Source organism: Natrinema hispanicum (assembly GCF_004217335.1).
In the GTDB taxonomy this organism is placed as follows: Archaea; Halobacteriota; Halobacteria; order Halobacteriales; family Natrialbaceae; genus Natrinema; species Natrinema hispanicum.
Genome location: NZ_SHMP01000006.1, coordinates 367,505 through 394,153 on the forward strand (window position 1 = coordinate 367,505; position 26,649 = coordinate 394,153).

The 26,649-nt window shown below is 63.1% G+C and carries 30 protein-coding genes; 17 read left to right on the plus strand and 13 right to left on the minus strand.

All coding sequences use genetic code 11. The features are described from left to right. Nucleotides 1-24: 24 nt before the first annotated feature. On the minus strand, nt 25-456 hold the full coding sequence (locus BDK88_RS16330; RefSeq protein ID WP_130501358.1) for an archease: 432 nt from the start codon (nt 454-456) through the stop codon (nt 25-27). A gap of 186 nt (nt 457-642) precedes the next feature. Between BDK88_RS16330 and BDK88_RS16335 the strand changes: the two genes are divergently transcribed. From BDK88_RS16335 to bcp, 4 genes are all read left to right on the plus strand, one after another. Beyond that, the gene (locus BDK88_RS16335) at nt 643-1,119 is read left to right on the plus strand and encodes a GNAT family N-acetyltransferase (RefSeq protein WP_130501359.1); all 477 of its coding nucleotides are present in this window, start codon (nt 643-645) and stop codon (nt 1,117-1,119) included. Nucleotides 1,120-1,200: 81 nt separating this feature from the next. After that, a complete protein-coding gene (gene priS, locus BDK88_RS16340) occupies nt 1,201-2,376 on the plus strand; it encodes a DNA primase small subunit PriS (protein ID WP_130501360.1) in 1,176 nt (391 codons plus the stop codon). Next, a complete protein-coding gene (locus tag BDK88_RS16345; protein ID WP_130501361.1) occupies nt 2,373-3,386 on the plus strand; it encodes a DNA replication complex subunit Gins51 in 1,014 nt (337 codons plus the stop codon). Before priS ends, BDK88_RS16345 begins: the two co-directional genes overlap by 4 nt. 227 nt (nt 3,387-3,613) lie before the next feature. Next, nucleotides 3,614-4,087, plus strand: a complete 474-nt coding sequence (gene bcp / locus BDK88_RS16350; RefSeq protein ID WP_130501362.1) for a thioredoxin-dependent thiol peroxidase — start codon at nt 3,614-3,616, stop codon at nt 4,085-4,087. Between the two features lie 183 nt (nt 4,088-4,270). On the opposite strand, the gene BDK88_RS16355 is transcribed toward bcp, so the two are convergent. Then, nucleotides 4,271-6,532, minus strand: a complete 2,262-nt coding sequence (locus BDK88_RS16355) for a CDC48 family AAA ATPase (RefSeq protein ID WP_130501363.1) — start codon at nt 6,530-6,532, stop codon at nt 4,271-4,273. Then, nucleotides 6,529-6,777, minus strand: coding sequence for a DUF7127 family protein (locus BDK88_RS16360; protein ID WP_130501364.1), 249 nt, complete (start codon nt 6,775-6,777; stop codon nt 6,529-6,531). Before BDK88_RS16360 ends, BDK88_RS16355 begins: the two co-directional genes overlap by 4 nt. A 223-nt stretch (nt 6,778-7,000) precedes the next feature. Between BDK88_RS16360 and BDK88_RS16365 the strand changes: the two genes are divergently transcribed. After that, on the plus strand, nt 7,001-7,777 hold the full coding sequence (locus BDK88_RS16365; RefSeq protein WP_130501365.1) for an alpha/beta fold hydrolase: 777 nt from the start codon (nt 7,001-7,003) through the stop codon (nt 7,775-7,777). An 83-nt stretch (nt 7,778-7,860) separates the two neighbouring features. On the opposite strand, the gene BDK88_RS16370 is transcribed toward BDK88_RS16365, so the two are convergent. Together BDK88_RS16370 and panB are read right to left on the minus strand one after the other, a co-directional pair. Continuing rightward, nucleotides 7,861-8,055: a DUF7511 domain-containing protein gene (locus BDK88_RS16370; RefSeq protein WP_130501366.1), complete on the minus strand. Its 195-nt coding sequence runs from the start codon at nt 8,053-8,055 to the stop codon at nt 7,861-7,863. Nucleotides 8,056-8,369: 314 nt separating this feature from the next. Then, the gene (gene panB, locus BDK88_RS16375; protein ID WP_130501367.1) at nt 8,370-9,182 is read right to left on the minus strand and encodes a 3-methyl-2-oxobutanoate hydroxymethyltransferase; all 813 of its coding nucleotides are present in this window, start codon (nt 9,180-9,182) and stop codon (nt 8,370-8,372) included. A gap of 103 nt (nt 9,183-9,285) precedes the next feature. Here panB and BDK88_RS16380 point away from each other — a divergent pair, with 103 nt between their 5' ends. Next, nucleotides 9,286-9,528, plus strand: coding sequence for a DUF5822 domain-containing protein (locus tag BDK88_RS16380; RefSeq protein ID WP_130501368.1), 243 nt, complete (start codon nt 9,286-9,288; stop codon nt 9,526-9,528). A gap of 98 nt (nt 9,529-9,626) precedes the next feature. Here the strand turns inward: BDK88_RS16380 and BDK88_RS16385 are convergent, their stop codons facing one another. The 4 genes from BDK88_RS16385 to BDK88_RS16400 form a co-directional block, all read right to left on the minus strand. Further along, a complete protein-coding gene (locus BDK88_RS16385) occupies nt 9,627-10,166 on the minus strand; it encodes an HAD family hydrolase (protein ID WP_130501369.1) in 540 nt (179 codons plus the stop codon). A gap of 49 nt (nt 10,167-10,215) precedes the next feature. Next, nucleotides 10,216-11,133 carry a dihydrodipicolinate synthase family protein gene (locus BDK88_RS16390; RefSeq protein WP_130501370.1) on the minus strand — a complete coding sequence of 306 codons (918 nt, stop codon included), beginning with the start codon at nt 11,131-11,133 and terminating at the stop codon, nt 10,216-10,218. A gap of 56 nt (nt 11,134-11,189) precedes the next feature. Continuing rightward, nucleotides 11,190-11,870: a helix-turn-helix domain-containing protein gene (locus BDK88_RS16395; RefSeq protein ID WP_130501371.1), complete on the minus strand. Its 681-nt coding sequence runs from the start codon at nt 11,868-11,870 to the stop codon at nt 11,190-11,192. 199 nt (nt 11,871-12,069) lie between these two features. After that, complete coding sequence (locus BDK88_RS16400; RefSeq protein ID WP_130501372.1) at nt 12,070-13,335, minus strand: HAD family hydrolase; 1,266 nt, start codon at nt 13,333-13,335, stop codon at nt 12,070-12,072. Nucleotides 13,336-13,497: 162 nt separating this feature from the next. Between BDK88_RS16400 and BDK88_RS16405 the strand changes: the two genes are divergently transcribed. Both BDK88_RS16405 and gfcR read left to right on the plus strand, forming a co-directional pair. Next, nucleotides 13,498-14,622 carry a glucose 1-dehydrogenase gene (locus BDK88_RS16405; RefSeq protein WP_130501373.1) on the plus strand — a complete coding sequence of 375 codons (1,125 nt, stop codon included), beginning with the start codon at nt 13,498-13,500 and terminating at the stop codon, nt 14,620-14,622. After that, the gene (gene gfcR, locus BDK88_RS16410; RefSeq protein ID WP_130501374.1) at nt 14,619-15,272 is read left to right on the plus strand and encodes a transcriptional regulator GfcR; all 654 of its coding nucleotides are present in this window, start codon (nt 14,619-14,621) and stop codon (nt 15,270-15,272) included. Before BDK88_RS16405 ends, gfcR begins: the two co-directional genes overlap by 4 nt. A 99-nt stretch (nt 15,273-15,371) precedes the next feature. On the opposite strand, the gene BDK88_RS16415 is transcribed toward gfcR, so the two are convergent. After that, nucleotides 15,372-16,334, minus strand: coding sequence for a transcription initiation factor IIB (locus BDK88_RS16415; RefSeq protein WP_006184711.1), 963 nt, complete (start codon nt 16,332-16,334; stop codon nt 15,372-15,374). A 162-nt stretch (nt 16,335-16,496) separates the two neighbouring features. Between BDK88_RS16415 and rnhA the strand changes: the two genes are divergently transcribed. Then, on the plus strand, nt 16,497-17,090 hold the full coding sequence (gene rnhA / locus BDK88_RS16420) for a ribonuclease HI (RefSeq protein WP_130501375.1): 594 nt from the start codon (nt 16,497-16,499) through the stop codon (nt 17,088-17,090). A gap of 74 nt (nt 17,091-17,164) precedes the next feature. Continuing rightward, on the plus strand, nt 17,165-17,782 hold the full coding sequence (locus BDK88_RS16425) for a DUF7108 family protein (protein WP_130501376.1): 618 nt from the start codon (nt 17,165-17,167) through the stop codon (nt 17,780-17,782). On the opposite strand, the gene BDK88_RS16430 is transcribed toward BDK88_RS16425, so the two are convergent. Continuing rightward, nucleotides 17,779-18,138, minus strand: a complete 360-nt coding sequence (locus tag BDK88_RS16430; protein ID WP_130501377.1) for a PadR family transcriptional regulator — start codon at nt 18,136-18,138, stop codon at nt 17,779-17,781. The two genes, BDK88_RS16425 and BDK88_RS16430, sit on opposite strands and share 4 nt — an antisense overlap. 206 nt (nt 18,139-18,344) lie before the next feature. Between BDK88_RS16430 and BDK88_RS16435 the strand changes: the two genes are divergently transcribed. From BDK88_RS16435 to bluB, 6 genes are all read left to right on the plus strand, one after another. Beyond that, on the plus strand, nt 18,345-18,878 hold the full coding sequence (locus BDK88_RS16435; RefSeq protein WP_008012826.1) for an inorganic diphosphatase: 534 nt from the start codon (nt 18,345-18,347) through the stop codon (nt 18,876-18,878). Nucleotides 18,879-19,012: 134 nt separating this feature from the next. Then, the gene (locus BDK88_RS22130; RefSeq protein WP_277613484.1) at nt 19,013-19,147 is read left to right on the plus strand and encodes a hypothetical protein; all 135 of its coding nucleotides are present in this window, start codon (nt 19,013-19,015) and stop codon (nt 19,145-19,147) included. 237 nt (nt 19,148-19,384) lie between these two features. Then, nucleotides 19,385-20,728: an alkaline phosphatase family protein gene (locus tag BDK88_RS16440; RefSeq protein WP_130501378.1), complete on the plus strand. Its 1,344-nt coding sequence runs from the start codon at nt 19,385-19,387 to the stop codon at nt 20,726-20,728. Nucleotides 20,729-20,794: 66 nt separating this feature from the next. Continuing rightward, nucleotides 20,795-21,208: a DUF371 domain-containing protein gene (locus tag BDK88_RS16445; RefSeq protein WP_130499821.1), complete on the plus strand. Its 414-nt coding sequence runs from the start codon at nt 20,795-20,797 to the stop codon at nt 21,206-21,208. A gap of 69 nt (nt 21,209-21,277) precedes the next feature. Next, on the plus strand, nt 21,278-22,090 hold the full coding sequence (locus BDK88_RS16450; protein WP_130499822.1) for an endonuclease III domain-containing protein: 813 nt from the start codon (nt 21,278-21,280) through the stop codon (nt 22,088-22,090). A 116-nt stretch (nt 22,091-22,206) separates the two neighbouring features. Then, the gene (bluB, locus tag BDK88_RS16455) at nt 22,207-22,908 is read left to right on the plus strand and encodes a 5,6-dimethylbenzimidazole synthase (protein ID WP_130499823.1); all 702 of its coding nucleotides are present in this window, start codon (nt 22,207-22,209) and stop codon (nt 22,906-22,908) included. A 262-nt stretch (nt 22,909-23,170) separates the two neighbouring features. Here bluB and BDK88_RS16460 read toward each other — a convergent pair whose 3' ends face one another. Continuing rightward, nucleotides 23,171-25,105, minus strand: a complete 1,935-nt coding sequence (locus tag BDK88_RS16460; RefSeq protein ID WP_130499824.1) for a beta-CASP ribonuclease aCPSF1 — start codon at nt 25,103-25,105, stop codon at nt 23,171-23,173. Between the two features lie 437 nt (nt 25,106-25,542). On the opposite strand from BDK88_RS16460, the gene BDK88_RS16465 reads away from it, so the two are divergent. Beyond that, nucleotides 25,543-26,025 carry a hypothetical protein gene (locus BDK88_RS16465; RefSeq protein ID WP_130499825.1) on the plus strand — a complete coding sequence of 161 codons (483 nt, stop codon included), beginning with the start codon at nt 25,543-25,545 and terminating at the stop codon, nt 26,023-26,025. Nucleotides 26,026-26,140: 115 nt separating this feature from the next. Here the strand turns inward: BDK88_RS16465 and BDK88_RS16475 are convergent. Continuing rightward, nucleotides 26,141-26,649 (minus strand): hypothetical protein (locus BDK88_RS16475; RefSeq protein ID WP_207225304.1); only part of this gene is annotated, 509 nt, incomplete at its 5' end.

Consider the following 26,649-nt stretch of genomic DNA (forward strand, 5'->3'; position numbering starts at 1 on the left):
CCGCCGACTCGATGGAACTGTCGCTTAGACGTCGAAGACGACGTACGCTTCCCAGCCGCCGTCGTCGGTGCGCTCGAGGGACATCTCGGAGTAGGTCACGGCCTTCACTTCGCGGGCGTCGATCTCAGCGAGGGGGACACCACGGGCACTGGCCTCGAGCGACCACTCCTCGGTGCCGTCGGCTGACTCGACGTCGATCGAGTCGACGCGGTGGGCGACGGGGAGTTCCGCTCGAACGTCGCGCAGGTAGATCAGTTCGTCGAGGTAGTCGAACAACAGCGCCTCGCGGCCTTCGGCGGTGACGGACAGCGAAAAGCGCTCACCGCTTTCGGTCGGGATTTCGTCACAGGAGGCGGCCGCGAGGCCGTCGGCCACCGCGCCGACTGTCGCCTCGAGTGAGTCGCCGGTTGCCGAGACCGCAACGTCGGCCGTGTGGTCGCGCAGTTCGAATCCCATGGCCCCGTTTCGTCGGCCGACTTTCTATGCCCATCGTTTCGACGTATCGTCAGCAGTGATCATTCGGACATGAGGTATGTGAACTGCCGCCTCTGGCAGGCTATCGCTGGCTCTGTCGGCCGTGTCTGACGACCCGCACACCGACTGCCGGTGGAATTATATTGACGACGCTGGTAGAGCATAATAGTGAGCGTCAACATCGACAGTCGGGTCGTCGCCCCGGGGAGCGACGATTTGGTCGACGAAGCCTGGCAGCTAAAGGAGGAGATCAATCGTCAGGAAGACGTGCTCAAGCAGCGGTATGATTTCTTTACTGACGCGTACCGCCGGTCGAAAGTCTACTGTTACGTACAGGACGAGGCCCTCATCGGGTTCGCCGCCGTTCGACGCGACGGCTACATTCTCTTTCTGGCAGTCTCCCCGGACCATCGCGGAGAAGGCATTGGGAAGCGACTCATCGCCCACGTCGCGGACGACCACGAGACGATTACGTGTCACGCCCGGACGAGCAACGAGAACGCGTTGCAGTTCTACGAACACCTCGGCTTCGAGATCAAACGCCGGATCGACAACTACTACGAAGACGGCGGCGACGCCTACTACCTGAAACTCGGCTCGGACGTCGGGCTCGCCGATCGCATCTCCGATCTCATCCGGCGCTGACACTGACGCGTCCGCCACGCTCCGTCTCGCAGGGACAGTCCAATACAGTTATACCCGACCCACGATGAGTAGGCGAAGCGTATGGAAGAGCGAACGAGGGCCTATCTTCGCGGGCGATTTCGCGACCACTACCGCCGGACGGAAATCACGCCGCCGCCCGCGGCCAACGAACGCGAGTGGGGCTATATTCCCTGGACGGACGGCCCGGACACGACGATGGTCCGCCACCGTTCGCTGCTCGAGTTAGGCGATCTCTCGGAGTTTCTCGTCCGCAAGCGCCCGCGCCACGTCTACTTCTCCGCGGGGCGCTTTCGCGACCCCGGCGCGAGTTCGATGCACGAAAAAGATTGGCAATCTGCGGATCTCGTCTTCGACTTGGACGCCGATCACCTGCCGTCGGTCACGCTCGGCGAGGACAGCTACGCCGAGATGCTCGCGAAATGTAAGGACGCCCTCGGTCGTCTCCTCGAGTTCCTCGAGGACGACTTCGCCTTCGAGAACCTCGAGATCGTCTTCTCGGGCGGGCGGGGCTATCACGTCCACGTCCGCGACGAGAACGTGTTGCACCTCGAGCGGGAACACCGTCGCGAGATCGTCGACTACGTCCGCGGCATCGGCCTCGAGTACGACGAACTGATCGAGACCGAGACCGTCGCCGGCCTCGGGCGAAAAACACCGACCGAGCGCCGTACCCTCCAGATCGAGGGTGGCTGGGGGGCTCGTATCCACGACCACTTCATGGCCTTCATCGACGAGTTGCTCGCAATGGAGGAAGACGCAGCCCTCGAGCGCCTCCAGTCGTTCGACGGTATCGGCGAGGGGAAAGCGACGGCGACGCTGAACGCGGCCCGAAACAACCGCGAGGGGCTCGAGGCGGGTAACGTCACCGTCCACACCGCGATCGCACAGTTAGCCGAGCGGTTCGCGAGCAAAGCCGTCGAGCGGGACAACGCGCCCATCGACGAACCCGTCACGACCGACACGAACCGACTCATCCGGTTGCCGGGCAGTCTCCACGGCGGGAGCGGGCTGAAAACGGTCCGCCTCGCACGCGACGAAATCGACGATTTCGACCCGCTCGTCGACGCCGTCCCCGAGACCTTTGTCGGCCATGAGATCACCGTCGACGTCACTGACGGCGGCGAGGTCGAACTTTGTGGAGATAGCTTTACAGTCGCGGAGGGAGACCAAACACTACCCGAGTACGTCGCCGTGTTCCTGATGGCACGCGGCCGCGCCGAGAAGGAGAAAGAATGAATTTAGACGAGTTGCGTTCGGTCCAGAGCAAGGAGCGAAAGAAAGACAGCCTTCAGAATCTGCGCCCCTCGTTCTATCAGGAGGTCGGCGAGTACATCGCCGACTTGGAGGACGAACGCGACCGCGTCGCCGAGCAGGCCGACGACCCCTTTTCCTCGCCCGAAGTCGGTCGGCTAACCGATGAGATCGAGACCGCCAAAGACGTCGTCGAGGCGATCTACGAGCGCCGCATGGGGAAACTCGTCAAGCAGGCCAGCCTCGCTGCGGCCGGCATGGCCGCCGACGACGAGGGGCTGACTGCTGAAGAAGCGGACCTCTTTGACGACCTCGTCGACCGCATCAGCGCGAACAAAAGTCGGGTGCTGGATGTCCTCGAGGGCGTCGAGGAATCGCCCACGGAAGCCGGAGGCGACACGACCGCGGCGGCTGACGAGTCGACACGCCTCGACTCGCACTCGCCCGAGCCAGCACCCGACCAGCCGTCTGCTGACGAGTCGACACGCCTCGACTCGCACTCGCCCGAGCCAGCACCCGACCAGCCGTCTGCTGACGACGCCCCACCCATCCCGCCAGAAGAACCACCGGCAGACAGTGATCCCGCCGCCGGCGAGGATCCAACAGGAGATGCCTCGAGCGGTGTCTCGCCTGCGGACGTCATGGGCGGGGACGGCCCGCCGATCGGTGGTGCGGACGGAGTCGATGGGGACGCGATGGCCGATTCGGCAGTGGCCAGTCCGTCGCAGTCAGCAGAACGTGAAGATGCTATCGACGGCGCTGCATCGAACGCTGACACTGCCGACTCGACAGCCGCGGAATCCGACGCTGAGTCGTCTGCTGACAGCGAGGCCGCCACCGTCGATCGGACGACCGTCAGGATTACCCGCGACATTGGCGAGATCCTCGGCGTCGACGACCGCGAGTACACGCTGACCAGCGACGACATCGTCACGCTGCCGGAGCAAAATGCCGCGCCGCTCGTCGAACGGGAGGCAGCCGAACGCCTCGAGTAACGAGTTGTGACCGCCGGCACTACTGTCGACCACCAGCCAGTGACGACGCGGTCGCGGTGTCTGGCTCGTTGCTGACAATAATCATGTACGTGTGTTGAATGGATGGCGCTGCTTGTCCAATAGTAGCCACCATATTTTCTTATAACGGGCCGTTTGACCAACTGTCACAGACATAGTTTCCGGTAGCGAACCATAACGCATACAATAGCCGTCGCTAACTCGGAGGCATGCTTGATGTCGGTGACGAGGCACCACCGTTCGAACTGCCAAACCAACACGGCGAGACGGTCAGCCACTCGGATTTCGAGGGCCAACGGCTCGTCGTCTACTTCTATCCCCGCGCCAATACGGACGGGTGTACCACCGAGGCCTGCGAGTTCAACGACGTGCTCTCGACGTTTGCAGCCCACGACGCTGCCGTTGTCGGCATCAGTGATGATCCCGTCGACGATCTCGCCGATTTCGCGGCCGACTACGACCTCGAGTTCGATCTCCTCTCGGACGAGCTCGGCGAAGTCGCGACGCTGTACGAGTCCTACGGCGAGAAACGAATGTTCGGCAAGACCTTCGATGGCGTCTTCCGCAACACCTACATCGTCGGTCCCGACGGCCACATCGAGGCCGTTTACGAGGACGTCTCGCCCGAGGGCCACGCAGACGAGGTGCTAGCGGAGCTCGAGCCGGTCGACGTCGCACACTGAGCGGACGCAACCGTGAACTGAGATATCGACCGCACTGCCGCTGGTCGGTCAGTCGAGCGCTGCCATTAAAAAACGCGAGCCGCGGACCGCGGCGACTGATACGGTCTGCTGTCCCGATGTCCCGGTGGGACCGCGGTGCGGGTCGCGGCCGGCCGGCACTGACTGACAGGAGTCCGTACGACCTTACTGGAAGGTCCGACCGAGCTGTTCGTCCTGGGTCGGTTCGGCCTGCTGGAACTCCTCTTCGAGTTCCTCGTAGCGCTCGCGCGTCTCGGGGCTCACGCTCGGGTTGACCTCCTCGAGTGCGTGCTCGAAGTGTTCTTTGCCGACACGGACGTTGCTGATCGTGTCGTCCATCTCGTCGGGGTCGACCGAGTTAATGAACTCGCGGCTGGCGGCCATCGACGCCTCACGGCAGACTGCTTCGATGTCGGCACCGACGTAGCCCTCCGTCTCGCTGGCGAGCCACTCGAGGTCGACCGCGTCGGCCAGCGGTTTGCCGCGGGTGTGAACCTCGAAGATCTTCTTGCGGCCATCCTCGTCGGGGACCGGCACGTGGACGTGACGGTCGAGTCGGCCGGGCCGGAGCAGGGCGCTGTCGATCAGGTCGGGTCGGTTGGTCGTCGCGATGACGACGACGTCCTCGAGTTCCTCGAGCCCGTCGAGTTCGGTCAGCAGTTGGGAGACGACGCGTTCGCCGACGCCGGAGTCACCCTGACGCTGGCCGCGTTCGCCCGCGATCGAGTCGATCTCGTCGAAGAAGATCACGGTCGGGGCGTTCGACCGCGCCTTCTCGAAGACCTCGCGGACGCCCTTCTCGGATTCGCCAACGTACTTGTTCAGCAGTTCGGGGCCCTTGATCGAGATGAAGTTCGACTGGGCCTCGTTGGCGACGGCCTTTGCGAGCAGGGTCTTCCCAGTGCCCGGCGGGCCGTACATGAGGACGCCCTTGGCGGCCTCCATGTCCATTTGCTCGAAGACCTCGGGGTAGTCGAGCGGCCACTGGATCGTCTCGCGCAGGCGCTCTTTGGTGTCTCCCAGGCCGCCCACGTCGTTCCAGGTGACGTCGGGGACTTCGACGAAGACCTCGCGCAGCGCCGAGGGCTGGATCCCTTTGAGCGCCTCTTTGACGTCGGCCTCGGTCACTTTCAGTGACTCGAGGACGTCGGCGTCGATCTCCTCGCTCTCGAGGTCGAGTTCGGGCCGGATGCGACGGAGCGCGTTCATCGCGCTTTCGCGGGCCAGACTCTCGAGGTCGGCACCCACGAAGCCGTGGGTGTTCTCGGCGTAGTGCTCGAGATCGATCGACTCCGAGAGGGGCATCCCGCGGGTGTGGACCTGCAGGATCTCCTTGCGGCCTTCCTTGTCCGGGACGCCGATCTCGATCTCGCGGTCGAAGCGCCCGCCACGGCGCAGCGCGGGGTCGAGTGCGTCGACGCGGTTGGTCGCGCCGATGACGGTGACGCGGCCCCGTTCCTCGAGGCCGTCCATCAGGCTGAGCAGCTGGGCGACGACGCGGCGTTCGACGTCACCGCCTGCCTCTTCGCGCTTGGCAGCGATCGAGTCGAGTTCGTCGATGAAGATGATCGCGGGGGCGTTCTCTTCTGCCTCCTCGAAGACCTCGCGCAGCTGCTCTTCGGACTCGCCGTAGTACTTCGACATGATCTCCGGCCCGGAGATCGTCTCGAAGTGGGCGTCGATCTCGTTGGCGACGGCTTTGGCCATCAGGGTCTTCCCGGTGCCCGGCGGGCCGTGCAGGAGGACGCCCTTCGGCGGCTCGATACCGAGCTGCTGGAACAGCTCGGGGTGGCGCATCGGCAGCTCGATCATCTCGCGGACCTGATCGAGTTCCTCGTCTAAGCCGCCGATGTCCTCGTAAGTGACGTTCGGGACGCCTTCGGCCGACGGGCCGCCGCCAGCGCTGACCTGTTCGGCTGGCGTCTCGGAGATCTCGATGCTCGTCGAGTCCGTGATGACGACGGTGCCCGACGGCGAGGTGCTCGCGATCTTCAGCGGCACCGACTGGCCGGAACTGGCCATCGGCCCGAACGACAGCGAGAACGGTACCGTCTGGCCCTCAGTGACGGCCTGGCCGCTTAACTTGTCACGGACGAGTGGCCCGATGTCTCCCCGAATGCGGAGGTTCTGGGGAAGTGCGACGGTGACCGATTTGGCGGGCTTGACGTCGGCGGGTTCGATGCTGACGGTGTCGTCGATGCCGACGTCGGCCTCCTGTCGGAGGCGGCCGTCGATCCGGACGATTCCGCGTCCCTCGTCCTCAGGGTAGCCGGGCCAGACGCGCGCGACGGCCTGTCCGTCACCGTTGCCCGAGATGACGATATAATCGCCGTTCTCGAGGCCGAGTTCGTTCATCGAGACGCGGTCGATCGCGGCCAGTCCACGGCCCGCGTCTTTCTGTTTGAGTGGTTTGACGGTGATTTTCATCGTTCGTCCTCCAGTTCGACAGTGAGCACGCCGTTTTTGATAAACGTGTGTGCGCGTTCCACGGTCTCGGGGAGATCGATCTCGTACTGGTCGTCAGCGATGACGATGATGACGGTATCGTCGACGACGTCGACTGAGGCCTCAGTCGCCTCGGTACCGAAGTCGACGGCCATCACCGTGGCATCGTCGTACTCGTACCGACGGGCTAACTGCCCCTCTTCGCGGGTGAATTGTTCGAGACTCATGCTTTAACTAACCCGAGGTAAGCTCTGGAGGTATATAAACATTCCGGCGACAATCGCAAGACGGGAGCGAACCGCCCGAAGAGAGCTCTGTTTGTGGTTCACAGCACGACGCGGCGGTTCCAGTCGACTCAACATAGCTATTGGTGAGACAAAACCTCACTGCTGGTGAACTCCAGTGAGCGTGGCTCGAGCCTTTATACTCGTTCCGCACGTGTCGTCGCCTATGGAAACGGTATTACACAACGGTCGGGAGACGGCGTACGAGGTCGTCGACCGGGACGGTGACGGACCGCCCATCTGTTTCGTTCACGGGAGCGGGGGGTCACACGCCGTCTGGAACGGCCAGCACGCACTCGCCGATCGCTATCCGATCGTCACACTTGATCTAAGCGGCCACGGTGACTCGGACGATGTCGATGCGAGCCCCGGCTATACGGCACTGTCGGCATACGCCGACGACGTCTTGGCCGTCGTCGACGATACTGATGCGTCGGTCCTCGTCGGGAACTCACTCGGCGGTGCGATCGTCTTACAGATCTTACTCGAGCGTGAGTTCGATCCCGCGGCGACCGTGCTGACAGGGACGGGAGCTCGTCTGGGCGTGCTCGAGGATCTGCTGACGTGGCTGAAATCCGACTTCGAACGGGCCGTCGCATTCCTCCACGGCCCGGATCGACTCTTTCACGATCCCGACCCGAAACTGCCCGAACGGTCGATGGAGCAGATGTACGACACCGGACAAGAGATTACAAACCGGGACTTCCTCACGAGCCACGAGTTCGACGTTCGCGGGCGACTCGACGAGATCGACATCCCATCGCTCGCCGTGTACGGTGAGTACGACCAGTTGACACCGCCATGGTTCCACGAGTACCTCGCCGACGAAATCGACGGGGGCGAACTCGCCGAGATCGACGACGCGGCACACTTGGCGATGGTCGAACGGCCGGCGGCGTTCAACGAGACCATCGACGAGTTCCTGACTGCGACTCTCGAGTAGGGCCGGCCGGACAGCACACGGCGGGCGAGCGACGTGGGACACGTGCCGGAGATGACCGTCGGAGACGTCGCCTGTGCCGTGGACTACCGCTGTTCTTCGAGGGAGGCGAACGAATCGGCCGTGGCGGTGATCCACTGCGTCGCGGCCGCGTTCTCATCAACATTCTGTGGGAACATCGTACACACCACTACGTCGTCCTGGTTGACGGTGATGTGCTGGAGCCGCGACGTGTGTTCGGTGGTCGATTCAGGCGTAACTCCCATCGGTGACTCGTGCATGGGTGCGATCCTCGCGTTGTAGCTGCACCTCCACCGTCCGAATATATAAACATCGGCCCTATATCGACACCATACCTATGTGGCATATTATTACATATTTATTGAGAGACGGCCCGAAGGTGCGCCACCAGCGATCCATTCACGGCTGACCGGACATAGACGCTCCGTGCGATCGAGTATACTCGCAGTCAACGATCGGCAGTCTCATACTGCTGGACAGAACGACGTGAAGCCGGTCGCACGTATGCGGCCGTCCCCATAGGTGACGGCCGCAAATTCGCGACCGGCTTCGTATTGACTTCTGTCCAGTAGTATCAGTAGAGGTCCTCGAGATCGGCCTCTTCGTGACTGTGTTCTTCGGCAGGGAACTCGCCGGACTCGACGGCCGAGACGTAGTCGTCGACGGCCGATTCCATCTCCGCGCGGACGTTCCCGAACTGTTTCGAAAACGAGGGAGCCCACTCGCTCAGGCCGACGACGTCGTCGACGACGAGTACCTGCCCGTCACAGTCCGGGCCGGCACCGATTCCGATCGTCGGAATCTCGAGTGCCTGTGTCACGTCGGCCGCGAGGTTCGCAGGGACGTGTTCTAAAACGAGCGAGAACGCACCGGCCTCTTCGTGGGCCTCGGCCAGTTCGAGAATGCGTTCGGCGGCTTCCTGGTCAGTTCCCTGTCGCGGATAGCCGCCGTACTGATTGACGTGTTGGGGTGTCAGTCCGAGGTGGGCCATCACGGGAATGCCAAGCTGGACCAGTTTCTCGGTCAACTCGACGGTGTGGGGGCCACACTCGAGTTTGACTGCCTGGGCGTCGGCCTCCTTCAACATTCGACCGGCGTTCTCGACGCTGTCGGACTCGTCGACACCGATCGAGAGAAACGGCATGTCGGCGACGACGAGGGCGTCGTCGGTTACACGCGAGACCGCTGCGGTGTGGCGCACCATGTCGTCGACAGTGACCGGCAGCGTCGTCTCGTAGCCAAGACTCGTGTTGCCGAGGCTGTCGCCGACGAGGATGATGTCGGTGCCGGCCTCGTCGACGATCGCCGCCGTCGGCGCGTCGTAGGCCGTCAACATCGTGATCGGCTCGTCGCCCGCCTTCGCTTTGAGATCCCGCACGGTAGGCATACGCATTGGTTGGTGGCCGGTGCTTAAACGTCGTTGTTCTCACGTCGACGCCGCTCGCGGCACACCCGCGGCGCTTAAGAGGACCGGGTTGCCATACTCGAGCGTGCCTGAACGCGTCGAAACGACCACTCCAGACGGCGTCGACTACGGCTGGGTCATGCAGATGACCTTCGTCATCACGATCCTGATCGGCGCGCCGATCGTCGCCGCACTGTCGACGACCGCGACCCTGCCGACATGGATGGACCGCGCCGAGTTCGCGATCCGGGTCGGGGCCCCCGTCTGGTTGGTCACGTCGCTCATCGTGTTTGCCTACGCGAAACGAAAGCAGACGTCGTCGACCTGAATACTCGACCCGCCTCTCATACGGGCTCCTGTCAGTGGATGCCGGTGGGACCGCAGGTCGATCGCGATCCAACCGGGAACTCGTGACAGCAGACCCCCTCACACGCCCGATGGCCCCGTACCGACGTATTCGAAGTCGACGCCCGCTCGTTCTGCGGTCCGCTGATCCCGCGCGGAGTCGCCGACGAAGAGCGCTCGGTCAGGATCGGCGTCGAGTCGGCGGACGGTCGCGAGCAACGGTTCCGGGTCCGGCTTCCACGTCTCGACCGTATCACGGCCGACCACGGCATCGACTGCCGGCGTGAGCGCGTGTTCCTCGAGTGCGATCCGACAGGCCTGCTCGCAGTTGAGCGAACAGACACCCGCCGGCAGCGACCGCTCGAGAAGCTCGTCTGCGTGGGCGAGTCGGGCCGACGTTCGCGCCCCGTCGTGTTCGTGGGCCGCAATGGCTGACTCGACGTCCGTTGCCAGTCCGACGTCGCTGGCCATCTCGAGCATTCCCCAGAGCCCGTCGCCCGGCGGCTCGATATCTGCACGGTGATAGATTTCGCGAACGTCGACGGCGACGGCGTTCCAGTCGACGTCGAGCTCGACGAGCGTCCCGTCAAGGTCGTAGACGACGGCGTCGTATCCAGTCACAGATGCCGGTACGGGCGGGAAGTGAATATACTGTTCGCCGACAGCCGACCTAGAGCCCAGCGAGGTCCAGTTCCTCGAGTTGCTCGCGCATCTCTCGTGCGGACTCGTCATCTTTGAGCCGGAGCGGGCTCCGCAGCGGGCCGGCGTCGAAATCGCGCATCCGGAGCGCGGTCTTGACGCCGGACATATACGCACCGCCGATCTTGAGTGCATCCCGTACCTGGAAGATCGTACTCTGGAGGTCACGCGCGCGATCCTCGTCGCCCGCGTCGTAGGCTTCGTAGCAGTCGACGACGAGTTCCGGAAAGACGTTCGCGACGGCGCTGACCGCGCCCGAACAGCCTACTTCGAGTCCAGTAAAGACCAGCGAGTCCGAGCCGGCGAGGAAGGTCAGATCGGGATTAGCGTCGACTGCCTGGGCGAGCCACGGCACGTCCTTGCTCGAGTCTTTGACGCCGGCGACGCCGTCGAGGTCCGCGAGGGCGGCGAGTGTCTCGAGCGAGAGTTCGTTGCCGGTCTTGCTCGGAATGTGGTAGATGTAGACCGGTACGGAGACGGCCTCGGCGACGCGGCGGTAATGCTCGAGGGCACCTTCGTGATCGATCGGATAGTAGTATGGCGTGACGACGACGATCCCGTCCGCGCCGACGGAGTCGGCGTGTTCGGCGTGGGCGACGGTCCGATAGGTACTCGGTGCGCCGACGCCGGCGATAACCGGGACTTCGTCGCCGACTTCATCGACGACGGCCTCGACGACCCGGTCGCGCTCGTTGCCCGAAAGCAGCGGGAACTCGCCGTTTGTCCCCAGCGGGAAGACGCCGTGAGCACCGCGGTCGACGACGAACCGGGCGTGGGCGGCAGTCCCCTCGTAGTCGACGGATTCGTCGGCGTCGAACGCGGTGACAGTCGGCGGCACGACGCCATGCAGCGACAGTGGATCGGCAGCGCCGGGATCGTGGTGTGACATACCACGTTCTCCGTCGAGCACGGCCAAAAAACGCCCGCCGGCTATTCCATTCGCCGTCAGTCCGGCGTCGCCATCTCGCTTGCCGATTCGTCTATCTGTTCGCCCGCGAGGACGCGGTTCGCCCGTCGCAGCCGCTCGGAGAGCGCCTGATGAGAAATATCGAGTTCGTTCGCGAGTTCCTCGAGCGAGATCTCACGCGGCACGTCGTAGTAGCCTTGCCGGTAGGCTTCGGCGATCGCTTCCTGTTGAGGTTCGGTCAGCGCCGCCGTCGTCTCGAACTGCTCGTCCTGCCCGGCTTCGACCATTCGTCTGACGTCGATACTGATGCCGTCGTCTTCGATCGCTGTGACGGCCGCTGCCAGCTCCTCACGATGGGGGAAGAGCAACCGGAGCGTCCACTGCTCGTCGCGGACGTGTGCGTCGAGGACCGTCCCGTCATGCCTGTAGACACGCCGACAGACCGACGCGGCGGTCTCGGCGTACTTGAGCCGGTAGAACAGGTCGCCATCGGCGGTGCGCTCGAGCAACTGCCGATACTCGGCGACGGTTGGGTCCGACTCGAGGGCCGACTCGAGGTCGTCGGGATCGACGTTCGAGAACCAGACGAGCGGGGCGGTCCGGGTCGGTCCCTCCGCGACGACGCTTTCGACGCGAAGCTCGAGGGTCGGTCGGTGGTCGACGGTCTGTGCGAGTGCGAACTCGGCCGTCGAAAGCGAGAGTTCTGCGATCGTCGTCATCAGTCACACACCTCTGGGCGGTGTCGAAGCGGTCGCCGAACGACGCCGTTGTTACGGTCGCGCTGGGACAATAGATGGCTCGAATCGAATTGATGGACGGGCCTTTGTGTGCCGGCAGTTTACAAACGCACGTCACGGTTCGTGATAGTCCGCAGACCGTTGTAAAACGGGGATGCGACGACCGCAAGCAGCGTCGTCGCTACCCGAGGCGAGCCAGTCGATTCAGTGCGTACACCGTCCGGAGCACGTCGACGCTTTTCCCGCGGTCGAAGACGAGTTCGTCCGTCTCGAGGACGTGCTGGAGGGTGTCCTGTGAAGCGTGTTCCGGGGCGGCTGCGATGCCGGCGTCGTTCTCCGCGACCCACTGCATCACGCGGAGATCGCTCTTGGAGTCGCCCATCACGAGCGCGAACGGGTCGTCGACCCCGAGGACGTCCAGTGCGCGCTCGACGCCGACGACCTTGTTCAACTCGAGACTGCCGATTTCGGCCGCGTCGGCCTCGTAGTAGGCCACGTCGATCCGCTCTAAGACGGCCGTGAGCGCGTCGGGCACCGCGTCGGCGTCGAGGTCGGGGTAGGAACCCTCGCTCTCGAGGACCGCCCTGAGCTCGGGGTCCTGTGCGGCATAGAAGGCGCGGGTCCAGTCGGTGATCGTCTCGTCGTCGAGCGCCGACTCACCGTCGCCGTTCTCGAGGGTGTCCCCGACGGCGTCGGCCAGCAGATCGATGAGATAGACCAGCGCCTCGTCGATGATCTCGCGGGCGTCCGCGGAGCCGGTCTCGTAGTTGGGCTTCATGGTGACGTTGAACTCGTTGCCCTGCAGGTGACAGCCCCGTCGCAGCTCCTCGGGGGCGTCCGGCAGCACGCGCGAGCGGACGTCGTCGAAGATGGTTCGGATTTCCTCCTCTAAGTCCTCGTAGAGCAGCTGTTTCGTGTCCGCGCCGTGGCCTGGCGTGAACACGCCCGTCCCCGCCTCGTAGACGATCGAGAGGTCTCCCGAGTGGACGATCTCGCTGCCCAGCCCCTGAATCGCGAATCCCTTGACGTTCTCTAAGGTCTGGCCCGTACAGATGACGATCGGGACGCCGGCCTCGTGGAACTCGGTTAACAGATGCAGCGTCTCACGGGGGATCTCGTTGTCGGTCCCGCCCGCAGAGCGCAGCGTCTCGTCGACGTCGAGGACGAGGACGTTGACCGCCCGGTCGTACTTCGCCTCGAGATCGAGCGCAGTGAAGGCCTGATCGCGGGTCGCGCGGGCGGCGATCTCCGCGAACGTCTCGCCGGCCGCAAACGACGAGCGGATCTCGTCTTTGCGCTCCTCGAGTTCCTCGGTCGCTCCCTGCCAGTGCTCGAGGGCGACTCGAGAGTCGACGGCCGGGAAGACGTCGACGAACTCCTGGAACTCCCGTAAGGTCTTCGTGTCGTACTCGTCGTAGAGCTGGTAGACGAGATCGTATCGCTCCATGGAGGCTACAGGCATGGGCAGTCGGATAATCGTTTCCGCTGGCGGTCGCGTTGGGAGGCTGAATCGGCGCTCGTCCATGCCTGACTGTCAGGATCGTCCATACTCCATCAATTAACTCGAGTGGGAATAAATATTTACCCTCACGGTTCCTACTGTGTGTGTATGAAAGCCATCGCAGTCCAGCCCGGAGCGGGCGTCCCCGACGTTGTCGAGCGGCCCGTTCCAGAACCAGCCCCCGGCGAGGCGCTCGTGCGAATCCACCGTGTGGGTGTCGACGGAACCGATTACGAGGTCATCGAGGGGAGCCACGGCGGGGCCCCCGAGGGCGACGACCGGCTCGTCCTCGGCCACGAGGCCGTCGGCGTCGTCGACGACCCGAACGACACCGAACTCGAGGCGGGCCAGTACGTCGTTCCGACGGTCCGCCGGCCGCCGCCGGGGACTGAGACCAACGAGTACTTCGAGCGCGGCGAGCCCGATATGGCTCCCGAGGGTGCGTACGTCGAACGTGGAATCGTCGGCGCACACGGGTTCATGGCCGAATATATCACGAGCCCGGCCGAGTTTCTGGTGCCGATCTCCGCCGACCTCGCCCCGTGGGGCTTTCTCGTCGAGCCGCTCAGCATCACCGAGAAGGCACTCGAGCACGCTCGCACGAGTCGTTCGGCCTTTGCCTGGCAGCCCGACGCCGCGCTCGTCCTCGGCACTGGCTCGCTGGGCCTGTTGACCGCTGCGATGTTTTCGGCAGCGGATGACTTCGAGCGGGTCTACTGTCTCGGCCGGAAAGACCGGCCACATCCGGTGATCGACATCATCGAGCGACTCGGCGCGACCTACATCGACTCCCGGGAGACGCCGGTCGCCGAGATTCCGGCCGCCTACGAGCCAATGGATCTCGTCTACGAGGCCACCGGCTACGCCAAACACGCCTTCGAGTCCATCGACGCGCTCGCCCCCAACGGCGTCGCCGCGCTGCTTGGTGTTCCCGGCGACTGGACGTTCGAGGTCGACGGCGGCCACCTGCATCGCGAACTGGTGCTTCACAACAAGGCCGTCGTCGGCACCGTCAACTCCAACCGCAGCCACTTCGAGGCCGCCATCGACACGCTCGCAGACCTTCCTGACTGGGTCCTCGAGGCAATCGTGACTGGGATCTATGGCCTCGAGGCAGCCGATCGGGCCTTCCCAAACGCGACGGCACACGCCGCGACTGCCGACGACGAGTCGGCAGGAACCCCGGATGACGACACGACTATAAAAACAGCGGTCGAATTCACGGCTATATGAAAAACGTCGACGACCTGATCGAGAGCGCGGCCGAGCTCGCGGCTCGGGGACTCTCGAAAGGCGAAATTGCGGACGAACTGAACGTCTCACGTGAGACCGCGAGCTGGCTCGTCGAGCGCAGCGGCACGACGCCCCAGCAGACCGAGGAAGCGGCCCAGCCGCCGGCCAACGGCGTAAGCGGCCCACAGGACATCCACGTCGATTGGTCTGCGATCGGCCGGGACAGCAAGCGAATGAACCACATCGCCTCGGCGATGGCCGACATGCTGGCCAAACACGGGGAGGATGTCGACCTGACGATCGGCATCGAAAAGGCCGGCGGCCCCATCGCGACGCTGGTCGCACGCGAACTCGAGACCGATCTCGGAACCTACACCCCGGCGAAACACCAGTGGGAAGAAGGCGATATCGAGGAACTCGGCGGCACGTTTAGCCGAAACTTCGCCGGTATCCGCGACCGCGAGTGCTACGTCGTCGACGACATCATCACCAGCGGGACCACCATGCGCGAGACGATCGAGGCCATCCGCGCCGAAGGCGGGAAGCCACTCGCCTGCGTCGTCCTCGCCGACAAACAGGGCGTCGAAGAGCTCGAGGGCGTCCCCGTCTACTCGCTGTTGCAGGTCATCAGCGTCGGCAAAGACGACTAGCCCGCCGGGTTCGACAATCGGCCACTGTGGTGGTGATCGACGGCGCGGCCGCTCCTCTCGGAGTGTTGTGATAAAATCGGAAGTGGAGACGACGCTCGGCTAGCCGTGAATACCCATCGCTTCGATCTGTTCTTGATACCGATTCCGGATCGTCACCTCGGTCACCTGTGCGACATCGGCGACCTCGCGCTGGGTCTTCTTCTCGTTGCACAGCAGCGACGCAGCGTAGATCGCAGCCGCGGCGTAGCCCGTTGGTGACTTGCCCGACAGCAACCCTTCCTCGGCCGTCTTCTCGATGATCTCGTTGGCCTTGGTCTGGACCTCTTCGGACAGTTCGAGTTCAGAACAGAAGCGAGGGACGTATTTTTTCGGGTCGACGGGACGCATCTCGAGGCCGAGTTCCTGCGAGATGTATCGATACGTGCGACCGATCTCTTTGCGTTCGACGCGGGAGACTTCCGAGATTTCCTCGAGGCTTCGCGGGATTCCTTCTTTGCGACAGGCAGCATACAGCGCCGATGTCGCGACACCTTCGATCGAGCGCCCGCGGATGAGGTCTTCTTTGAGCGCGCGTCGATAGATAACCGACGCGACCTCGCGGACCGAGCGTGGCACCCCCAGTGCGGAGGCCATCCGGTCGATTTCACTGAGCGCGAACTGGAGATTGCGCTCGCCGGCGTCTTTGGTTCGAATCCGTTCCTGCCATTTGCGCAGCCGGTGCATCTGGCTGCGCTTTTTCGAGGAGATCGAGCGGCCGTAGGCGTCCTTATCTTTCCAGTCGATGGTCGTCGTCAGCCCCTTGTCGTGCATCGTCTGGGTCGTCGGCGCGCCGACGCGGGACTTTTCCTGTCGTTCCTGGTGATTGAACGCCCGCCACTCCGGGCCGGGGTCGATCTGTTCCTCCTCCACGACGAGCCCACAGTCTTCACAGATGAGCTCTCCCCGGTCGGAGTCCTTGACGAGATTATCCGATTCACACTCGGGACAGGCACGTACCCCTTCCTGATCCTCGGTCTCGTCCGTCTCGCGCGTTCGCTCCCGCTGGCGGGTGGACCGTGTCATCGCACTTTTATAGTAGTATCACCACGATATATAAATGTTTGGTAAGGGTTTTCCTAGCCTGACCCGTACTGCCCGAAAACAGGCAGTACAAGCGTTTATGCCCAGGGTTTACGATTCGGAACCGGAAAACCTTTATCCCATTCTGGCCGATGCCGGACACGAATGCCGGTTATCGAATGTGACGTCGAGACGGCCCGCGAGCGACTCGAGGACGCAGGTGTTTCCGTCGAGTCTGGTAACACGGACCATGAGCGCTGGCGAGCCAGCCGGGGTGGAGCGACAGCCGTCGCCTACGACGACAAGATCGTGATTCAAGGATCGGATCCGCGAGACCTCGAGGCGCTGCTTCGCGAGAGCGGCGGGCGTGCCCACGTCTATTTCGATGGCGGCTCGCGAGGCAATCCCGGCCCCGCCGCGATCGGCTGGGTGATCGTCACGAGCGACGGCATCGTCGCCGAAGACGGCGAGACGATCGGGACGGCGACGAACAACCAGGCCGAGTACGAGGCCCTGATCGCCGGCCTCGAGGCCGCCCGCGACTACGGCTACGACGAGGTCCACGTCCGCGGCGACTCCGAACTCATCGTCAAGCAGGTCCGCGGTGAGTACGACACCAACAACCCCGAATTGCGCGAGAAGCGCGTGACCGTCCACGAACTGCTGGCCGCGTTCGACGAGTGGACCCTCGAGTACGTCCCGCGAGACGTCAACGAGCGCGCGGACGGGCTCGTCAACGAGGCGCTGGATCAGGCCTAACGCCGACACCACGCGGACCAGCACGTACGTCTGGATCGGCAAGCGGAAAACCGCTCGCGTGCGTACGTGCTCTCATGACCGATCCGAACGCGATCGGCGGCGATGAGGACAGTGACGAAGCTGCAAGCAACGAGACGGACCTTCCCCGGGATGTCGTCGACGAAGTCGAACGACTGACCCGGCTGACGCGCACTACTGTCGACGACAACGAAGCGACTGCCTACGAGGACCGGCGTGACGACCTCCTCGACGAACACGATTTCACCTCGCGCATCCGTGACGACGACGGCGACGACGTCCTCGTCCTCCATCCCGAGGAGTGGCACGAGGACGGTGTCATCCGGACCGACCGCATCGAAGACATCGACCGCGCGGTCGAAATCCCGCTCGAGGGGACGGGCGATCCGGACGAGTGGGACGACGTCGACGCCCATAACCGCGACCTCGTCGCGACGGTCAGGGACACCCACGGTGACGTTCACGGCGATAACGCGGCAATTCTGGCCGATTTCGCGGGCAACCACTACGCGAAGGCGGTCGAATCACTGACGGGTGACGAACTCACGGAATTCCGCACGGACTACTTCGTCAGGAACGCCTGGCCATCGGATGACCAACAGGACGTGATTGAGGAATCGATCGAACTGATCTTCGAGACTGCTGACGAGCGAGTCCCGAACTACCAGTTCTAGTAGCTGTTTTCGACGATGTCGCTGATCTCGTCGGCGCGGTCGTCGCCCGTGACGACCTTCGAGAGCGTCCACTCGATGCCGTCGAGGACGGCCTCGTAGCCGTCGTCGGTCAGCGAGTACTGGTTCGTTCGCTTGTCGAGTTCGCTCTTCTCGACCAGTCCCAGGTCGACGAGTTCGTCGAGGTTAGGGTAGAGCCGCCCGTGGTTTACTTCCGTCCCGTAGTAGTCCTCGAGTTCGCGCTTGATCGCGAGGCCGTACATCGGCTCCTTCGCGAGGATGACGAGGATATTGTTCTGGAAGGCGGTGAGTTCGCGTGCAATACTCTGTTCGCCGGTGATTGATTGTGCCTCTGACATACTTGTGCAATTGTCACCAGACTATTTAAGACTTGTCAACTATCACTTCGTATCAGCCGATCCGACACCCGGTGACCGACCGATACGAGGCCGAAGACGGGTGTAACGGGCCTTCGTGGTGTCTGTCGAGTTTCTGGCAACCGTCACTCGAATACTGACAGTCGATTACGAAAGTACTTTTTGATCGACTACGGATGTTCCGATACATGGTCAACCTCTGGGAAGACCTCGAAACTGGACCGAACGCGCCAGAAGAGATCTACGCCGTCGTGGAATGTCTCAAAGGCGAGCGAAACAAATACGAGTACGACAAGGACGTGCCGGGCGTCGTCCTCGATCGCGTGCTCCACAGCAACGTTCACTATCCAAGTGACTACGGCTTCATCCCGCAGTCCTATTACGACGACGAGGACCCCTTCGACGTGCTCGTCCTCGTCGAGGATCAGACGTTCCCCGGCTGTGTCATCGAAGCCCGTCCCGTCGCGCTGATGAAGATGGACGACGACGGCGAGCAGGACGACAAGGTCATCGCCGTCCCGAGTGAGGACCCACGGTACGATCACATTCAGGATCTCGACGACATCCCACAGCAGCAACTCGACGAGATCGACGAGTTCTTCGAGACCTACAAGAATCTCGAAGAGGGCAAGGAAGTCGAGACGCAGGGCTGGGAGGACAAGCAGGCTGCCTACGACGCGATCGAACACGCCCAGGACCTCTACGAAGAGAACTTCCAGTAACGACCACGAACGGTCGTTTTTCGTTTCTGTCGTCGACTCCACCGGTTGATTCCCCAGAGTAATCTCCGGCCGGTTGCCGGATGCGTTATGAGCATGGGTAATTTTATGCCCGTCTCGCCCGTCTGTCTCACTGTATGGCAGCATCCAACCCCACCCCACGCTCGGGATCGTCGGCCGACGACGCAGCCACGTCTGGCGTCGGTATGGCTCACCTCACGGTCGTCCCGACCAACTTCGAGCCAGCAGACTCGAGCGACCGGGACGAGTAACCTGCCGCGCCACGTCCGAGGCCGCAGACGACCCATCGGTCCCGCTCTCGCTTTCGTTACCGCCGGTGTGGTCTCGTCGGTCGGGTCGCGCGTTTACCGTTCACTGAGCATCTCCGTGCGGACGGTCCCATCCGGTCTCCAGTCGGCGGCCGTCGAACCGACGGCTTCCGTCGCAGGTATTCGCAAAACACTGTTCCGAAACGAACCTTCTTGTACCCGGTCGAACTACGTCCGGCCATGGGTCTGTTCGACCGATTACGGGGCGACGGTGACCCCCGAGTCGCGTTTATTGGGGTCGACGGCGTACCGTATAGTCTCCTCTCGGAGCACGAGGAACTGTTTCCCAACTTTGCAGCGCTCGCTGACGACGGCACGGCGGCGGAGATTTCGAGCATCGTCCCGCCGGAATCCAGCGCCTGCTGGCCGTCGCTGACGACCGGGAAAAACCCAGGCGAGACCGGCGTTTACGGCTTCCAGGACCGGGAAGTCGGCACCTACGATACCTACGTTCCGATGGGGCGTGACGTTCAAGCTGACCGCGTCTGGGACCGCGTTCAAGCGGCCGGTCGCGAGGCGACCGTGATGAACGTCCCCGTCACCTTCCCGCCACAGCGTGACATCCAGCGGATGGTCTCGGGCTTTCTCTCGCCCGACCTCGAGAAGGCTGCCTACCCCGACGATGTCGGGAGCTACCTCGAGACGCTCGACTACCGGATCGACGTCAACCCGAAACTCGGCCATCAGGACGACAAAGCAGAGTTCATCGAGGACGCCCACGCGACGGTCGACGCGCGCTTCGAGGCGTTCAAACACTACATCGAGGAAGATGACTGGGACCTCTTTTTCGGCGTCTTCATGACGACCGACCGGGTCAACCACTTCCTGTTCAAGGACTACGAGCGCGACGGCGAGTACAAAGACGACTTCCTCGAGTTCTACCAAAAGGTCGACGACTACATCGGCCGCCTCCGCGAGGCACTCCCCGACGACGCCACCATGATCGTCGCCTCCGACCACGGCTTTACCAGTCTCGACTACGAGGTCCACTTCAACGAGTGGCTTCGCGAGGAGGGCTGGCTCTCCTTCCAGACCGACGACCCCGAGGAACTGGGCGACATCTCGACTGATACGAAAGCCTACTCGTTCATCCCCGGGCGCTTCTACATCAATCTCGAGGGACGCGAACCCCGCGGCTCCGTCCCCGAATCCGAGTACGACGAGATCCGCGACCAGCTCAAAGCCGACCTCGAGGCGCTCGAAGGCCCCGACGGCAACAAGGTCGTCGACCGCGTCGTCGAGAAGGAAGCAGCCTTCCGTGGCGACCACGACGACATCGCGCCCGATCTGGTCGCGATCCCGAACAAAGGCTTCGACCTCAAGTCCGGCTTCAAAGGCGACGCCGATGTCTTTGATACGGGCCCGCGTAACGGGATGCACAGCTTCGACAACACGTCGCTCTATATCGACGATCCGGAGGCGACGATCGACGACGCCGACCTGTTCGACATCACGCCGACGATCCTCGAACTGATGGAGATCGACTACAGCCGCGGCGACTTCGACGGCGCGAGCCTCGTCTAAACGGCGCACGGACTCGCGGTCGGCCCGATCCGATTCCGTTTTCCGACCGGCACCGAACTCCGTTGCATGGAAGAAATCATCCGTGCTCGCGGTCACGAGCACGTCAGCGCCGAACACGCGAGCACCTTCGAAGTGACGACCGATGACTATCTCACTCCTGCGGGCGATTGCATTCTCGCGATCGAGGCCGACCGTTCCCCGGCTGATTTCGACCCCGAGTTCGTCGTGGCATGTCAGGACGCCGACGCAACGATCACGGTCACGCTCGAGGCCGACGGCTACACGGAATCGGTCTCGGGACGTGGCCACCCCGATCTCGAACTGACCAACGAGCGAAGCGCGGTCGGACGAACGAGCGACTACATCGACGACCGGACGATCATGGTTGGTGCAGAGTTCGCAGCCGAGGGGTTCGACCGCGACCTCGTCGACGCACTGGCTGACGGTGCCGACGTGACGGTGACGATTCGCGTCGAGTGACCGGTCGTCAGCGCCGCTCGAGCCACCGCTTCCGTCGCGGTTTTGTCCTGTCCGTTCTATCATCCCGATATGAGCGATGATCCGGAGCCAGCCGTCAACATCAGCGGTGGCACGGCAGGTGGCGGTGTGGCCGCCGAGTTCGATCCAGCGACAGCCGACACCCGCGCAGAGGCGGTCGTCGACCGACTGGGTGAGCTGTACTGGCAGAAGACCTACGGCGGGCAGGACGCCTTTACCTGTCTCGTCCGGACGATTCTGAGCCAGAACACGAGCGATAAGGCGAGCCAGCCGGCTCATGACGCACTGCTCGAGCGCTACGATGGGGACGACGTCGATCTGGCCGAATCGCTCGCCCATGCCGAGCAGTCAACGCTCGCCGAGACGATCAGCTCGGCGGGGCTGTACAACCAGAAGTCCGAAACCATCATCGATACCGCCGAGTGGGTACTCGAGGACTTCGGCTCTGCCGCCGCGTTCGATACGTTCGTCAAAGACGAGGCACCGGCAGCGGTTCGCGAGACGCTGCTCGAGGTTCGCGGCGTCGGCCCGAAGACCGCCGATTGTGTCCTGCTCTTTGCGGGCGGTCGCGGTGGCGTCTTCCCCGTTGACACGCACGTCCACCGGATCTACCGGCGGCTGGGAATCGCGCCGCCGGATGCCGATCACGAAACCGTTCGTGAGATCCTCGAGCGCGACGTCCCCGCGGCCAAGTGTGGCTTTGGCCACACGGCGACGATCCAGTTCGGCCGCGAGTACTGCACTGCGCGCAAGCCTGCCTGTCTGGACGATCCCGAGGCGTGCCCGATGGCCGATCTCTGTGAGCAGGTCGGCGTCTATCCTGCGACGGGCGAGGTCGTCGATCCGGCCGACGCTCCCGAGTGACCGGGCCGGCGACTCCTCTCGTCACTGTTGGCAGCCGGTCTCGGCTGTCCTCGCTCGAGTCCCCTCCCAGCGGCTAGTCACTGGATTTATACAATGTTGATTGCAGTTGTGAAACAATGGTTGCATTCACGGATGCGGAACGGGAGGCAGTGTACAAGACGATTTACGCCCGGCGCGACATCCGGCGGTTTCGTGACGATCCGATTCCCGAGGAGGTGCTCGAGCGACTGCTGCAGGCCGCCCATCACGCACCGAGCGTCGGGTTCTCGCAGCCGTGGGATCTCGTGGTTATCCGCAACGATGAGACCAAAGCCGAGATCGCGTCGATCGCAGAGCGCGCCATCGCGGCCGCCCGCGAGGGCTACGAGGAACCGCGCCGTAGCGAGTTCGCGGAGTTGAAACTCGAGGGCATTCGTGAGTCCCCGATCAACATCTGTGTGACCTGCGATCCGACCCGCGGCGCGCCCCACGTGCTGGGTCGCAATTCGATGAAGCGCACCGACGTCTACTCGACGTGTCTCGCGGTGCAGAACCTCTGGCTAGCGGCTCGCGCGGAAGGCGTCGGCGTCGGCTGGGTGAGCGTCCTCTATCCCTACGAGGTTCAGGGGGTGCTCGACATTCCGCCACACGTCAAGCCGATCGCGTATCTCTGTCTCGGCTATCCGGAAGACGGCTTCCCCGAAGAACCCGTGCTTCAGCAGGAAGGATGGCGTGAGCGACTCGATATGGAGACGCTCGTCCACGAAGAGCGCTGGGACGGAGACGAGTCGATAGCGGCCGATGGCGAAGCGGCCACCTCATCGAACAACAGTCGGTAACTCCCTGCTCGAGATTCTGAGCGACTTCGAACTCGATTGGTCATCCGCGTGGCCGACTCGAGCGCGCGCCTCGATCAAGTGGCGAGCGCTCGAGTCACGGGGGAGGGCAGGCCGACCGCACGGCGCGCGAACCTGCGCGCCGTGCCAATGTCGCCCTAGTGGCCTGCGGAAATCTTCGATTTCCGGGCGACCGGAGCGCCTGGCGCTCCGGTAGACATTGAAAGGGCGAGTGAGGTCTGTCAAGACCGAACGAGGGCTTTCTTTAGAGGAAACGGAAGGTTTCCAGATTCTTCGGCGCGAAGGTGCGCATGTCGTAGTTGTGATAGAGCGCACTCGAGAGGTCCTGTGTGGAGCGTTCGTCGCCGTGGACACAGAGGACCTTCTCGGGACGTGGGTTCATCGTTTTGACGAAGTTCTCGAGGCCGGCGCGGTCGGCGTGGCCGGAGAAGCCATCGACGGTTTCGACGTCCATATTTAGCGAGAGGGTGCCGCGGCCGCCGCCGTTGCCCATGGCACCGACTTCGCTGGTCGGAATCTCGTCCCAACCGTTCTGAATGCGTCGGCCGAGGGTTCCCTGGGCCTGATAGCCGACGAAGACGAGCGTCGAGTCCGGGTCAGGGCCGATATGCGAGAGCCAGGACATGATCGGGCCGCCGGTGACCATCCCTGAAGTCGAGAGGATGATACAGGAGTCGCCGTCGGCGACGTCCTGGCGTTCTTCCTCGCCGCCGTCGATGTGGTTGAATTCCTCGGCGAGGAAGGGGTTTTCGTCCTCATGGAAGATGCGGTCGCGCAGGTCGTCACGGAGGTATTCGGGGTAGGTGGTGTGGATCGCCGTCGCCTCCCAGATCATGCCGTCTAAGTGGACCGGCATCGAGGGGATGTCGCCGTTGCGCATCGCCTCCTCTAAGACGAGCATGATTTCTTGGGAGCGGCCGACCGCGAACGCCGGAATGACGACCTTGCCACCCTGCTCGTAGGTCTCGTTGATGACTTCCTTGAGTCTCTCTTCGGAGTCCTGCTGGTCGGTCTGGTAGTCGTTGCGACCGCCGTAGGTCGACTCCATCACGAGCGTTTCGACCCGCGGGAAGTCGTTGGTCGCGCCGTTGAACAGGCGCGTGTCCTCGTAGTGAATGTCGCCGGAGAAGGCGACGTTGTAGAGGCCGTCACCGATGTGGAAGTGCGAGACGGCCGAGCCGAGGATGTGGCCGGCGTTGTGGAGGGTGAGTTTGACGTCCGGTGCGATGTCGGTGACGTCGCCATACTCGAGCGGGATGGTGTGTTTGATCGCTTCGCGGACCTGTTCGCTCTCGTAGGGTGGGCTGCGGCCTTCTTTGGCCGCGACGTCGAGATAGTCGAGGGTCAGCAGGCCCATCAGGTCCCGTGTGGGTTCGGTACAGTAGATCGGGCCGTCGTAGCCGTACTTGAACAGGAGCGGAATGAGCGCGGAGTGGTCGAGGTGGGCGTGGGTGAGGACGACGGCGTCGATGGTCTGGGGGCCAGCGCCGAGTGCCTCGGGTGCGTGGAGATAGGGCACTTCGCCTTCCGCGCCGGGTTTATCACCGCAGTCGATGAGGATGCGGGTTTCGGGCGTCGAGAGAATAAACGACGCGCGACCGACTTCACGACAGCAACCCAGTGTGGTGATGCGGACGTACTCGTCGTCGGACATCTCCTCGCGGTGGATCTGTCGGCCGACCTTCTCCAAGATGTCTCGGCGCTCGTCGCGTTCCTGTTTGAGAAAACTCCGGACGTTCGAGACGGTCGAAGATTCGATCGGCGGGGTACGGACGACTTCGGGCGTCCAGCCGACGTTTTTCGTGATTTCGCGGAGCGTCGAGCCGTGACGGCCGATCACCATGCCGGGCTTTTCGGCCTCGATGACGACTTCGCCGGTATCGGCGTGGAAATCGAGATCGGTCACCCCGGCTTCGTCGGGAATAACGCCCATGATCTCCTCGCGGGCCTGCTCGGGTCGCGAGAGAACGCTTGGGTCGGGCCGGACGGTGATCCGCTTGCGAAGCTTGCTCGCGAGCTGTCGGATGAGATCGCCCTGCTGGGCAAACTTTTTCGGATCGCGAGTGTAGACCACCAGTTCGGGGCCTTCGTATTTCACCGAGGAGACCGAGATATCGCTCGGTAACTCGCTCGTGATCTGTGCTTTGAGATCGTCGAGTTGCTGCTCTACAGTGCTCATAGGTCGCCAATGTGGCTTGCGTGAACTCGCCGTCCGGGATCGGGGACGCCGCCGGGCCGGGCGGAGGCGATCGGAGACAACTGACGGAACTCGGTGTCGTGACGACCGCTGACCGGCGGCCGCCGTGTCAACATCGGTGGTGAGTGTCGTCCGGACGGGACAACGTAGCTCACACTCCGTCTCGTCTCTTGGATCATCGTATCCTACTCCATGCCTGACGAAGACGCTCCCGGATCGGTTATCCTGGTTCGTGCGGGAAGATTCCAGGGAGAACCCGCTTACTCGAGGCTATTCTTTGCGGAGTATAAAAGCCTTCGCAAAACTGGGACCGGAGCGGCGCTCCTGTTGGCCAACAGGAGCGTTGAACGCGGTCTCTCGCCGGTGTAGGTGTGACGAATGCTACAGAGCTTTGGGAGATGCGACCGTCGTCGATAGCAATGCACGTCACGCCCACTCGCGTCAGCGAGGAACGAGACTGGATTGCAGCCCGTGCCGATCGCGTCGTCCCGATCATCAACGATGTCCGCGACGACCTCGGAGAGATCTTCGAGACCGATGTCGATGCGGTGACGACGACACAGTACCGTGCGGCGGTCGACGACGTCTTTGCTGACGGCGATCTGGCAGTCAACGTCGCTGCCTTGGTCGCCATCCTCAGAGACCTCGATGTCGAGGGCGACTATCCAGGGTTCATTGTCGATGAACTCCTCGGTCGCGAACTCGCCGGAACGATCGCCGGCGAGCAACCGCTTCGGACGCTCGGTGAGGCGACGTTCCACTACGCCGACGTCCACGTCCACGGCGACGCAGACGAAAACGCCGGCGTCGACGACTGCGAGGCCGCATTGGCCGCCGGCTTTCAGGAACGGCTGCCGGGGTGGAAGTGGACCGAGCGCGAGAGTCCGTTCAGCGTCGAATAATACTGCCGGACAGAACGACGTGAAGATCGGTCGCTCTGCTGCGGCCGTCACCGGTGGAGACGGCCGCGAATCCGCGACCGACTTCGTATTGACTTCTGTCCGACAGTATAAGCAGTTACGACTCGGTGCCGGTGGTCGACTCGTTCGTGTCGCCGCTCACATCGGTCGAGTTGTTCGTCGCTCCCTGCTGGTCGTCGGCTGCCGCCTGTTGTTGCTGGAGTTGGTCTCGTCGCTGCGCGAACTGTTCGTACCGGTCGGCGGCATAGATCGCGTTGATGTCGCCGCTTTGTAGCGCACCAACGATGGTCGCAGGGGGTGCATCGATGAGGAAGAAGCCGAACGACGGGGACGATTGTTCGATCGTCACGTCGTCGTTGGCGCTGGCCAGATCCTGGATCGCCGTTCCAGCCTCCTCGGTCAGCTCGCGCTGTTTGTCCTGGAACCGCTGACCAGCTTGTTGCTGAGTGATGCTACCGTTCTCGATGGATTGGCGGAGGTCCTGCTCGTAACTTGCCAGTTTCTCTTGATCCGGCATGACAGTCACGGTCAGCGGGCCATCGGCACTTCCCGAATCGCTCTGCGTGATCGACTCGAGTTGTGAACAGCCAGCGAGCGATGCGGCTG